Source organism: Clostridium sp. BSD9I1 (assembly GCF_900185645.1).
Classification (GTDB): domain Bacteria; phylum Bacillota; class Clostridia; order Clostridiales; family Clostridiaceae; genus Clostridium_AK.
On the sequence record NZ_FYAM01000023.1, the window covers coordinates 703,588 to 715,800 of the forward strand.

Consider the following 12,213-nt stretch of genomic DNA (forward strand, 5'->3'; position numbering starts at 1 on the left):
GCATTTTATCAAATGAGTTTATTCCTATTAAATAAAAAGATACCCCTTAAATTTAAGGGATATCTATAATATCTACACCTATTTTTTATAAAATTTCTTAATTGTTTCACATACAAATTCAACTTCTTCAGTAGTTATTTCAGGATAAATTGGAAGCGCAATAATTTGCTCTGATACTCTTTCAGCTACTGGGAAATCACCCTTTTTATATCCAAGATACTCAAAACACTTCTGCATATGAAGAGGCATTGGATAGTATATACTGTAGCCAACTTCATTCTTCTTCAAGTACTCTGCTAGTTCATCTCTTTTTTCAGCCAATATATTAAATACATAATAAACTTGCTTTTGGTCACCTTTAACTTTAGGCAATCTAATATTTTCACAATCACTTAACCTGTCAAAATATAACTTAGCTATTTCATCTCTTTTCTTTAAAGCCTCGTCTATATATTTTAATTTTACTGATAAAACAGCTGCCTGAAGTGTATCTAATCTTGAGTTATATCCTATGAAATCATAATGATATTTCTTGGAGGCACCATGCACTCTGAAGTATTTTGCAAGCTTTGCTAGCTCCTCATTATTAGTTACGATCATGCCGCCATCACCGTAACCTCCAAGGGTCTTAGTTGGAAAGAATGAGTATACTCCAAAGTCTCCAATTGTTCCGGAATGCTTATATTCGCTGCCGTTTCCTTTCCATCTCATTCCAAAGGCCTCTGCAGCATCTTCTAATACTCTTAAATCATGTCTTGTTGCTATATCCATTATTTTATCCATATCTGGCATCTGGTCAAATAAATGTATTGGTAGTATTCCTACTGTGTTCTTGTTTATTTTTTCTTCAATTTTATTTACATCTATTCCAAAGGTATCTTCATCAATATCTACAAAAACAGGTTTTCCCTTGTGTTTTGTTATACATGATGTGGAAGCTAGGAATGTAAAAGGAGAAGTTATAACTTCCTTTCCTTCCTTAAATCCAAGTATGTCTGATGCTATAATTAATGCATCAGTACCTGAAGCTACTGCAATAGCATATTTTGCACCTGTGTATTCCTGAATGTCTTTTTCAAACTGTTGTACCTGCTCACCAAGTATGAAATTTCCTTTTTCGATAACTGATTGAATTGCTTTGTCAAACTCACCTTTTTTCTCAAGGTATTCCCTTTGAGAAGTATAAAAATCTACTTTCATTTTTACATCTCCTTTTTATTGTTTATATTTTCTATATTTCTTTTGCTATTAAAACCTTTAACCCAAGCTTCTGAATTTCCTCAACTTCTTCCTCTGGTGCTTCCCAATCTGTAATTAGTATATCCAGATCTTTTGCACCCACTGTCTTTGAAAAAAACTCTGTGCCTACTTTATCAAAATTTGCAAGGCATATCCTTCTGCGTGATACCTGTGCTACCGTCCTCTGAAAAATGGCTCCTTCTGGTGTAGAACTGCTTAATCCATGTTTAGCTGAAATTCCTCCACCAGTCAAAAAAGCTATATCAATTCGTAGGTTTTTTATAAAGTCAGTAGCCAAGGCATCAACTATTCCTTCTTCACTCTTTATCTTTCCACATACTATGTAGGTTTCAACATTACTTAAACTCTTAAGTTTTTCTGCAATTGTAAGTGAATTTGTGATTACTGTATAATTTATATCCAAAGGCAGGTATTTTAATAAAACATAATGAATGCTAGCTCCACCTATAAATACAGTATCGCCCTGTTCAACATAAGCTGCAGCTAGTTTGGCAACAGCATTTTGATGCTCTGTTCCATCACCATATCTAATTTTTTCATCCATTGGGAGTCTTCTAACCTTAGATAAGGGTACTGCACCACCATGAGTTCTTTTTAAAAGCCCGTTTTTCTCCATTGCTTTAAGGTCTCTTCTTATGGTATCTATTGAGACTTGAAGCTCTTCCGCCAGGTCTTTTGCAAATACCCTTCCGAGTGTCTTTACCTTGGAGAGTATAAGCTCCCGGCGTTCTTCTGCAAACATTTTATTAAAGCCCCCTTCATTTGTACCTTAAGCATAGCTTTTCCTACATATTATAATAATACCACTTATTTGCCACTTTGTTAATGATTTTTTGCATTTATTTGCTTTTTTATGCATGTTTTCTGATAATAATATAAAAGTTAAAGAGGACCGCAACACAGCCCTCTTTAAAGTTTATTATACTACAATTTCATTCATATTATTTAGCAATTTATTTTAAGCTTTCTTTTCTTATTTTTTTCAATGCTTTTTTAGATCCTCTCTCAATGTCTCTTTCTAATTTTCTTTCCTTATAGCTTACAAATAGCTGATTTAAATCATAACTCTCTGGATAAAGATCACTTGCCTTTAATTCCAGTTTCATTCTCTTATAATTAACTTCAATAAATTCATTGTTATATAGTACAGTCACATTATTTAATCTATCTCTTCCCTTATATACAATGGCTGACTCATTATTTTCTAAAAGAATAACCTTATCTCCTACAGAGTATTCATATAAATTCTCAGCTTCCTCTTCCTCTTTACTTTTAACACTCTTACTATCTTTTATTAAATTATAATTATAATTTTTAGTATTAATATATTCTCTTGCTCTACTTATAATTGAGTCATATATTCCCATCTTTTTAGAAATATATAAGGCATTACTATCTCCTACCTTCCCAATACTAAGCTTATATAGCGGTTCAAGAGTGTCCTTTTCAAATTCCATAGCTGCATTTTCAAAATCAGGGTGTTCCTTTGAAAAGTTTTTTATTTCTCCATAATGAGTTGTTGCTATAGTTATACATCCCTTATGATATAGTTCTTCTAGTATTGCAATGGCCAAAGCTGATCCTTCATTGGGTTCTGTTCCACTGCCAATTTCATCAAACAATAATAATGTTGAATTTGTGCTTTCTCTTATTATTTCAGCTAGATTTTTTACATGTGATGAGAATGTACTTAAAGCATTTTCAACGCTTTGATTATCACCTATATCAACAAACACATTGTTAAATATTGAAAGCTCTGTACCTTTTGCTGCTTCAATATGGAATCCAGACTGCACCGCTAATGTGATGAGTCCAATTGTCTTTAACACTACAGTTTTACCCCCTGCATTAGGTCCTGTTATTATTAGTCCCCTGTAGCTTTTACCAATTTCAAAATCTAAAGGTACGCTATTCTTAATTAAAGGATATTTTGCTTTAATTATTTTAATATATTCATGATCATTTAACTTAGGCTTAATTCCATCTATTTCTTTGCTGTATTTAGCTTTTGCCAAAATCATATCATACTCGGATATAACATCAATATTCATCTTTAAATCCCTTATTCTCTGGAAAAGCATATCTGTTAAAGTAGCTAATATTCTATATTCTTCAACGGCTTCTTCTGCCTTTAATACATTTAGTTCACTGGTGTACTTTGATATAGTGTTTGGCTCTATAAAAACAGTACTTCCCTTTGAGGATGCTTCAACAACTGTTCCTTGAACTTGATTTTTATATGCTGCCTTAATGGGAATCGTATATTTCCCATTACGCTGACTAATAAAGAATTCTTGAATATATTCTTTATTTTCACTGCTTCTAAGGAATTTATCTAGTTTCTCCTTTATCTTACCCTCACATATATCAATATATCTTCTTATTTTCTTTAATTCTTTGCTGGCATTTGAGTCAACCATACTTCCTTTAATTGAGATGTTTATTTCATCTTCAATGTAGCTTAAATCAGAAATATTTTCTCCATAAGCACTTAATGTAGGTGCATACCCATCTTTATCCTTAATAAATAGCTTTACTTTCCTGCACCCACTTAAAAAGTTTGACATCATAGTTAAATCAGCTGCCTCTAGGGATGCTCCCTTTTCAATTTTATCAATAAGAGGAAGTACATTGAAAATCCCCTTTAATGGCATATGGTAAGAAGCATCTATTAATGATCTTCCCTCTGATGTTTCATTTAGTCTTTGATTCACAATTTTCATGTTGCTGCTTGGCTCTAATTTATCAATTAATATTTTTCCTAATCCGCTAACGCAATATCCTTTTATTATTTCTTTTAACTCATAGTAATGTAATTTTTCTAATGTTTCTTTATTCATATCAATAACCCTTCCTTACTTTCTTTTATTACACTACAAGTCAACGAAATCTAGATAGATTTCTATTTTTGTATAATAAAAAAGCCATGGATACTTCCACAGCTTAAAATTCAACAATTAATAAAGGTAATTTCAATTACCTCTTTAAAGTAAATTCGTGGACTTGTATCTTCAATAGTGCAAATTAATTCCATGACAAACAAAGGCATAATAAAGCCCCATTTTTTGGAATTAATATTAAGTTAACTATTTTAGATACTAGACACTCACAAAAATACCTCTCTTCTTTGAAATCTATCTCTTATAATATATATTAATTTTAATCTAACTGTCAATGTTATTTTTATTAAACCTACTTTATTAAATAAGCTATCCATCTAAAAAATCTTCCTGTATTTTTAAAAGAAATTATGTTGCACAATAATTCAGTCAGCTTTCCAAACTTCCTATAAAAGAAGTTAAATGCTAAAAATGGAACCCACTGCTTTTTGGATTTCGGTAATCTTTTCATTATATTCTTAAAGGTGTATACCTCTTTATATATCCATAGATATCCATTATATAATTCTTCTGCTGTCATATTCTTAGGTTTATATACCACATGCGCAGTATTATAATTTGATAAATTAAAATCTACAATTCTATTTTCCCCTATCAATGATGAGTATAGCTTTGTACCAGGGTACGGGGTGAGGATATGTGAAGTTACCGTTTCTATCTTATTTTTAACTATCCATTCTAATGTATTCTTAAATACAGAGGGGTCATCCTCATCTAATCCAAAAACAAAACTTGCATTTATCATTATTCCCCTTTTATGAATTTCATCTACAAGTTTCTCATATCTCTTTACACTATTTTGCACCTTATGGACACTATCTATCGATTTACTATTTATACTTTCAAAACCTATAAATAAGCTTTGACAACCAGCCTCCTTCATTTCATCTAGCAGTTCAGGCATGTCTACTATATTAGAAGTAACTGCTGCATTCCACTTTAGTTTAAGAGGTTTTATTTCCTTTAATAATTTTTTTGTCCACTTAGGATCTCCAATAAAATTATCATCAATAAACATTATATGCCTTGTTTTTAATGCATTTATATCTTTAATTACATCCTCTATAGGTCTGTTAATATAAGTTTTAAGTGTATCTTTGCAGCTATTATAGCAGAAGTCACACTTAAAAGGACACCCTCTGCTTGTACTAATTATATTTGTATATAAATACTTTTTATTATCAATAATGTTATAGCTAGGTGATACTATTTCCTTCCCAGAAATAGATTCCATATCATAGTATACCTTCTTAAGTGAATTTTCTTCTTTATCCTTAAGAATTTTTGTCCAAACTCTTTCAGCCATTCCCACACATATTGCATCAAAACTATTAAATGCTCCCTCTGGGTCTGCCGTAATATGTATACCTCCTGCAATTACTGTAACGCCGCGGTTTTTAAACTCCTTTGATATTTCCACAGCTCTATTCATAACATCTACAGTGACAGTTATTGCTACCAAATCCACAGGCTCGTCAAAATCTATCTTTTCAACATTTTCATTTTGAATAATAACTTCATGCTCCTTTGGTGTAAGATTTTCTATTGTAAGTAATGCCAGTGAAGGAGACATTCTTGTTTTTAACTTTGTATCCATAGGTCTTGGCAGCATTGCAGGTTGAATTAATTTAATCTTCATATATTACCTCCTGAAATAACTTTACAGAGCATTTAGCTAATCTACTTTCAGTATTCCCTTGTAATTTATGTGTCATTTCTATATTCTAAAATGTCACCTGGTTGGCAGTCCAAAGCTTTACATATTGCCTCCAAAGTTGAAAATCTAATGGCTTTTGCCTTTCCATTCTTTAGTATAGAGAGGTTTGCCATGGTTATTCCAACTTTATCTGTAAGTTCTGTTACACTCATTTTCCTTTTAGCCAGCATCACATCAATATTGATTATAATTGCCATGTTATTCACCTCACACAGTTAAGTCATTTTCTGATTTTATATCAATAGCATCTTGCAGGAGCCTTTGAAGAACAGCAGCAAACACTCCAATAGCCATTGAAGCAAAAATTGGGACCATCCCCATTATTATAAGACCTGGGGCATCATCTTTCTCTGCTACAAGATAAACAAATGGTAGAATTACAACATACACGATACTGATTATGTTTGCACAATACTTTATATTCCTTAAAGCCTTTACAGATAGTTCCGAAAAAGCTTTGTTCTTGTCAATATAGCTTAAAAGTCTTAAAGCCTGATATAGAGCTCCGAAAAATGGTATCGCTGATACATATATACCTATTATTACAGGGTAAAGTATATGTGCATAATTTGGATTTGTTGGATTTTTAGTTAACCAATACACCCCAAATATACACAAAGCAAGAACTGGGATTCCAATAATAATCACAGCTATCCTTAGGAAAATCGTTGAATATTGTTTCATAAAAAGCACCTCTCTTTTAATTTATGTATATAGAATAGCACATCATTTATCGTTTATCAATAAAATTTTATTGAATTCAGTTATGTTTTTATTGATTTATTCGAAAGCAATTAATAATCACATGTATATAAAAATAACTGCACTGGTATAATACCAATGCAGTTATTTTTAACTTGCCACGTGCCACCCACGTGGCAAATTTATGGTCTATATTGTTGATTCATTTCTGTTACTATGCCATTTTGAAGATTTATATCAAAAATTTTCCATGTATTATAATCTTTGCTGGTTATAAAACCAAAATTTCCATTAAAATCTGCCATATCTAACCCTTCATCAGTATATATTATTCCGCTGATTTTTAAATCCTTACTTACCTCTAACGTAACATTACCGCTGATAGGAGCATCAAAGCCATCATTGGTAAGAAAGTCACCATATTCATCATCGTGTTCAATTACGCTTTCTCCAGTTTCTCTTTCATATTCACGTGCTTCATCTAAATCAGAAATAAATTTATCAAAATATCCTTCTACATATCTTTTGCCGTCTTTTATATATCCTTTATTTACATGAAACAAGAATCTCTCCTGTCCATTTAATATCTTTGCTGCTACTTCACTAACAGAAGCTTTACCACCTAGTAAAAATAAATTGGAATAATTAGTAGCATCTAAATATCTCTTTTGTTCTATTATATTACTTCCATCTGTAAGTATAATTGGTGCGTTTAGTTTTGCTGCTAATGCACTTCCTGACAATGCATCCGGGAAGCCTTTTCCACTTGCAATTACTGCTGAAGTCGTATCTAAATCAAAATATTTACATATATTTAATGAAGTTTCATATCTAGTATTTCCACCAATTCTTACTATGCTGCTATCATCTAATGAGGGTACTATGTTCTTTAATTCATCTATAAGAGAATTACTTAAAGACCCTTCTCCTCCTATTAAAAATACCTTAGAAGGTTGAATATCATTTATAGCACCTTTAATATCACTAGGTAAATTAATCTTATTACTCATAAGTATAGGATATCCGTTTAATGCAGCAACACTTGAAATACTTAAAGCATCTGCAAATCCATACCCATTAGCTATAACCACTGGAGTTCCCTTTGGTGCATTCATGGAATTTACGATTGTTTTATTTGTGGCAAATCTATCACTGCCTCCAAGCCTTTTTACATTGTACCCTTGAGATTTAAAATAGTCTAGAAATCTATCGTCTACGGATGCTTTTCCCCCAAGTACATAGATTGTACCGTCTTTTACCAAATTGTCTTTTATATAATTTACTGCATTGGAACTGCCGCTTACTGTTTTATCTACAAGTAAAATTGGAGCATTGAATTTTTTAGAAAGTACACTTCCTGTAAGTGCATCTGGAAAATTACTACCGCTTGCTATAATTACATTTTGTACTTGAGTGCTGCTAAATCTGCTTGAAATATTAGCTGAAGTTTCAAACCTATTTCTACCGTCTATTCTATTTACGCTATATGCTTCCTTTGCCTGTACTGTATTTACCATGGTCATAGCCATAAGTGCTGAAATAATAATATATCTTTTTTTCACTTTGTTATCCCTCCCTTTATACGCTCTATTGTAAAACCAAACTTTATTATCGGTAGATAAGACTATCTCTTTAGTATAATATTCTATATTTCATAGCAATAAAAACTATCTCCGCATAAGATGATTACTATATAACTAAGGGGGGATTGTCTTGGAATTTTCTGTTATTATTGAAAGTGTTATTTCATTATTTCTTATAATATTAGTTGGAGTATATGGCGCCAGGAAAAAAATTATAACCCCAAAAATAAATAAAGGGTTAATAGATATTCTTATACAGATAACATTGCCTCTTATGATTCTTTCTTCTTTTATCTTTACTTATGATGACGCTATTAAATCTAATGCTATAAAAACATTCTATTATAGCATTGCCGCTTATATAATAGTGATTCTTGTTTCATACCTGCTCCTTTTACCAATAAAAAATGATAAAAAAATAGTATTGCATTTTGCTAATGTGTTTACTAATACGGGTTATGTTGGATTCCCTATACTAAATTCTATATATGGCGCTGAGGGTATTGTATATGGATCAATATTTAATATGTTCTTCGTAATATTTGTTTGGACATATGGAATTATTCTATATAAGGGCAATTTTCAAAAGAAGGAATTAAAAAATGAGCTAAAAAAAATTCTTCTCAATCCATCTATTATAGCGGTGTGTGCAGGCGTAATAATCATGATATTTAATATTCAATTGCCAGGTGCAATATTATCCAGTATAAGAAATATTGGGAACATCACTGGTCCATTATCAATGATTATTATTGGAGTTATAATTTCAGATGTGAAGATAAAAGAATATATAAAAGATTGGACAATATATTACGGAATAGCTACCAAATTGATACTTATACCCTCCATCATTTACCTAATTTCATTACTTGCACTAGCAACATCCAAAGCTGTAAATACAGTTATTATTATGACTGCTATGCCAGCTTCTGCCATGACTTCGATACTAGCAGAAACTTTCGATAAAGAAAAGGATTATGCAGCTGTTATTGTATCTGTAACTACACTACTTTCTTTAATTACAGTTACTATACTATTGAAAATCATATTGTAAGGGCCAATATCAACTAAAAAAATCCCCCTATAAAATGAGGGGGATAGGTTATATTTTATTCCTTTTTCACTTGGAACCAATCAGCATATATAAAATTATTCAGAGTTAAAATAATTGTGTTGCTTTCTGGCAAGACGTGAGTTTTCTGTTGCTTTTAAAATATATTCCAAGAAGAACCAATGCAACTGCCACATACAATACAGAAAATATTACAAAGAAATAAGCATCGCCTACAAAAAAAACTAATGAAAAATTAAAACAAAAGTGAATCCAAAATGCTATAAACAAATTATCACACTTCTTCATAAATATCCCCATTATAATAGTTAAAGACATCATCACAACTATATTTGCAGCAATATACATCAATGCCTGCAATCCACTATAATCAGAAGCAACAAACCAAAGCGGTGTATGCCAAAATGCCCAAACCACACCTAGAATGAGATTCCCTTTAATGAAACCATATCTTTTCTCCAGTTCCGGCCTTAAGTACCCGCGCCATCCAGATTCTTCCCCAGTTGGTCCCTGTAAAATCGTAAATAGAATGGTGCTAAATAGTGCAGATGGAACAAACATAAGTTGTGCTGTAATAGATGTTTTTTGAATTGCAGACAGAACCCATACAGATATCAAGAAAATACCGATTATTAAAACTGGTATAATTAAAATTAGACTAATTTTCAATTTTCCTTTAAAAGCCCTGTTATAAAATCCCCTAATATTCATATTAGCCTTTAGATTTTTTAACATAATAAAAAGCACTATAGTTGGTTACCAGCTGCACAATACCGTAATCCACTTCATAACAATAGTTGGAGCATGAAACACCATAGATGCCAAACCGCCAATTCCTAAAATCATTACCCAAAACAGTAGGTATGCATTGATTACATACTTCCACATCACGTCAATCTTTTTCTCTTTCGCCTTTGTCTCCCCCTTTCTCTATTGGCACTGCCAAAATTTTTTATATACTTTAGACTGGTGGATCTCCTGCTACTTCTCTTAACATTTATTTTCTTCTTTAGTGCACCTACTTTTCGCTTTTGTCCCCTACCTAAATTAATATCATCCACCATATAATTCCATATATATCAACAATATCACATACACTTTTCATAATCAATACTGAAACTATTACACAAACAAGCCTCTAACTTTAGTGTAGACATTATTAAAAATCCACCCTATGCATCAGGCAAAAGATGTCATAGAACCTTCAATGAAAATTGGATAGCACTGTCTTTTCTACAACCCCTTTAGGGGTAACTTCTTTAAAACTCTTCTGCGGAAAAAGTTTTAAGGTAACATCCAGGATATTATTTCTTGTTTAAAATGTATATGTAATATAAAAAACGGTAGCTTTTACTAACGCTACCGCTTATAAATACATAGAAGGTTATATTAAACATTCATTAGTTTTCATTTCTTATATCTTTTAACAGTCCTTCAAACCATTGAACATTTACTAAATGATGAGAACGTGAATTTTCCAACATTTTTCTAAAATAATTAGGGATAGTTTCACCATATTCAAGAGATTCTTCTAATAAAGAAATTTTCTTTTTAGTTTGTTCGATTTGTATTTCTATTAGTTTTACTAGTTCCTCGCTTTTATATTCATTAGCAAATAGCATTGCTGCATAAAAAGGTAAGTTTATATAATCTGTCTTAGAGCCATATTTGTACATTAATTTTTCAAATTCTTTGTCCCCTAGTTCAGTGAGGATATAATTACGCGTCTCTCTAGTATTGTCTAACTCTTCAATTTTTTTAATATATTGTTTTTCTTCTAATTGTTGAAGATTATAATAAAATGATCCTTTAGTGAAATTTACTATATATTTATAGTGTTTCTCTTCCATTAAGGCTAATAATTCGTATCCATAAGAACCTGGGTTTTGTTTTAACAAACCTAAAATTAGTAATGGTATCAAAAAAACATCTCCTTTAATTACAAGGTTTAATCATTGTTGATTTGCATTACCTGAGATACGAATTCATCATATGATATTTTTCCTAATGCAAAATCCATACTTTTTATATATATTTTTTCTCCTTTGGTATGTGTTCTAGCATAACTTAAATTTAGCAACTCATCTTCATTAATTAATGGCTTCAACACATGCTGCTTATTAGAAAAGGCTTCAAAATACCTCAAACCAAATTTTCTTTGAGAAATTGCATTAATATGAATACCATCGGGATTAGAAGTTAACCCTGAGGCTGTGACAAAGTAACAATTATCTTGTTCAAAAGCAAATTTTTGTAACTCTTGATTAATGAACTTATATTCAGTGCAGCTTTTCCCAAATCCTTCTTTGCCTAAAAAATCACCTAAGCCACCAATAATAATTGGAATGTTTTGAGCATCCAACTCTTTTCTAAGAGCATCAATAATTAAAAGTAATTTCTTGTAATAGACTTTGTAGTTACCATTCATACCATCACTTTCCCCTTGATGCCATAGAATTCCTGTGAGCTCACTACTTTGCATAGCAAATTTAGCTTCAGTTATTGCATGCTTAAAAAGCACTTCGTCTACAGCCCATTCATCTAGCGTGCTTCCACCTTCTGCACAAGGAATTAAGCCAATGGTGTCTTCTTGATTTTGGCGGCACCATGCATCTGCAAATGAACCAGCTAAACTTATTCCTGAAACAGGACGGTCATAATTGATGGGCTCAGTCATCATTTGCCATCTACCATTACGCAGCATTTGTATTCTTTCATTATAAATTGGGGGTACTTCATGAATAAACCCTCGTCCAGCCATATTGGATTGTCCTAACATTAAAAATGATTTAACCACTTTTTTCATCCTTCCTTTTTACTTAATATTTATTAAGGAATCTTTCCAATTCTCAATAAATGTTAAGTAGTTATTTATTTAATCCTTTAGTATTCATCTTCTGACCTGTCCTTAATAGTAAGTTATTATTAACCCATTACTTCAGTAGATTTTCCTATATATCAAAACTATTTAAGTGTTAT

At 31.5% G+C, this 12,213-nt stretch carries 12 protein-coding genes; 1 reads left to right on the top strand and 11 read right to left on the bottom strand.

The features are described from left to right. Window positions 1-78 precede the first annotated feature (78 nt). The 7 genes from BSD9I1_RS10955 to BSD9I1_RS10985 form a co-directional block, all read right to left on the bottom strand. Window positions 79-1,200 carry a DegT/DnrJ/EryC1/StrS aminotransferase family protein gene (locus tag BSD9I1_RS10955; RefSeq protein ID WP_186430332.1) on the bottom strand — a complete coding sequence of 374 codons (1,122 nt, stop codon included), beginning with the start codon at window positions 1,198-1,200 and terminating at the stop codon, window positions 79-81. Between the two features lie 31 nt (window positions 1,201-1,231). Further along, window positions 1,232-2,002, bottom strand: coding sequence for a DeoR/GlpR family DNA-binding transcription regulator (locus tag BSD9I1_RS10960; RefSeq protein ID WP_035305318.1), 771 nt, complete (start codon window positions 2,000-2,002; stop codon window positions 1,232-1,234). A gap of 211 nt (window positions 2,003-2,213) precedes the next feature. Continuing rightward, window positions 2,214-4,100, bottom strand: a complete 1,887-nt coding sequence (locus BSD9I1_RS10965) for an endonuclease MutS2 (RefSeq protein ID WP_186430333.1) — start codon at window positions 4,098-4,100, stop codon at window positions 2,214-2,216. Between the two features lie 352 nt (window positions 4,101-4,452). After that, window positions 4,453-5,799: a radical SAM protein gene (locus BSD9I1_RS10970; protein WP_186430334.1), complete on the bottom strand. Its 1,347-nt coding sequence runs from the start codon at window positions 5,797-5,799 to the stop codon at window positions 4,453-4,455. A 65-nt stretch (window positions 5,800-5,864) separates the two neighbouring features. Next, window positions 5,865-6,074: a helix-turn-helix transcriptional regulator gene (locus BSD9I1_RS10975; protein ID WP_035305312.1), complete on the bottom strand. Its 210-nt coding sequence runs from the start codon at window positions 6,072-6,074 to the stop codon at window positions 5,865-5,867. Between the two features lie 10 nt (window positions 6,075-6,084). Continuing rightward, a complete protein-coding gene (locus tag BSD9I1_RS10980; RefSeq protein ID WP_035305310.1) occupies window positions 6,085-6,561 on the bottom strand; it encodes a DUF2975 domain-containing protein in 477 nt (158 codons plus the stop codon). Window positions 6,562-6,761: 200 nt separating this feature from the next. After that, entirely contained in the window at window positions 6,762-8,141 is a 1,380-nt protein-coding gene (locus BSD9I1_RS10985) for a cell wall-binding repeat-containing protein (protein WP_186430335.1), read from the bottom strand. 151 nt (window positions 8,142-8,292) lie between these two features. Here BSD9I1_RS10985 and BSD9I1_RS10990 point away from each other — a divergent pair, with 151 nt between their 5' ends. Then, complete coding sequence (locus BSD9I1_RS10990) at window positions 8,293-9,216, top strand: AEC family transporter (protein WP_186430336.1); 924 nt, start codon at window positions 8,293-8,295, stop codon at window positions 9,214-9,216. Between the two features lie 105 nt (window positions 9,217-9,321). Here the strand turns inward: BSD9I1_RS10990 and BSD9I1_RS10995 are convergent, their stop codons facing one another. The 4 genes from BSD9I1_RS10995 to BSD9I1_RS11005 form a co-directional block, all read right to left on the bottom strand. Then, on the bottom strand, window positions 9,322-9,969 hold the full coding sequence (locus tag BSD9I1_RS10995; protein WP_242966458.1) for a CPBP family intramembrane glutamic endopeptidase: 648 nt from the start codon (window positions 9,967-9,969) through the stop codon (window positions 9,322-9,324). A gap of 21 nt (window positions 9,970-9,990) precedes the next feature. Further along, on the bottom strand, window positions 9,991-10,125 hold the full coding sequence (locus BSD9I1_RS19015; RefSeq protein ID WP_278281177.1) for a hypothetical protein: 135 nt from the start codon (window positions 10,123-10,125) through the stop codon (window positions 9,991-9,993). Window positions 10,126-10,634: 509 nt separating this feature from the next. Continuing rightward, window positions 10,635-11,156, bottom strand: coding sequence for a PadR family transcriptional regulator (locus tag BSD9I1_RS11000; protein ID WP_186430337.1), 522 nt, complete (start codon window positions 11,154-11,156; stop codon window positions 10,635-10,637). 26 nt (window positions 11,157-11,182) lie between these two features. Further along, complete coding sequence (locus BSD9I1_RS11005; protein ID WP_186430767.1) at window positions 11,183-12,031, bottom strand: sialate O-acetylesterase; 849 nt, start codon at window positions 12,029-12,031, stop codon at window positions 11,183-11,185. Window positions 12,032-12,213 lie beyond the last annotated feature (182 nt).

Bases quoted from the DNA above. Each gene is read 5' to 3' on its own strand.
- BSD9I1_RS10975 (WP_035305312.1), bottom strand. From the start codon at position 6,074: ATGGCAATTATAATCAATATTGATGTGATGCTGGCTAAAAGGAAAATG.
- BSD9I1_RS10970 (WP_186430334.1), bottom strand. From the start codon at position 5,799: ATGAAGATTAAATTAATTCAACCTGCAATGCTGCCAAGACCTATGGAT.
- BSD9I1_RS10955 (WP_186430332.1), bottom strand. From the start codon at position 1,200: ATGAAAGTAGATTTTTATACTTCTCAAAGGGAATACCTTGAGAAAAAA.
- BSD9I1_RS10980 (WP_035305310.1), bottom strand. From the start codon at position 6,561: ATGAAACAATATTCAACGATTTTCCTAAGGATAGCTGTGATTATTATT.
- BSD9I1_RS10995 (WP_242966458.1), bottom strand. From the start codon at position 9,969: ATGTTAAAAAATCTAAAGGCTAATATGAATATTAGGGGATTTTATAAC.
- BSD9I1_RS10960 (WP_035305318.1), bottom strand. From the start codon at position 2,002: ATGTTTGCAGAAGAACGCCGGGAGCTTATACTCTCCAAGGTAAAGACA.
- BSD9I1_RS10965 (WP_186430333.1), bottom strand. From the start codon at position 4,100: ATGAATAAAGAAACATTAGAAAAATTACATTACTATGAGTTAAAAGAA.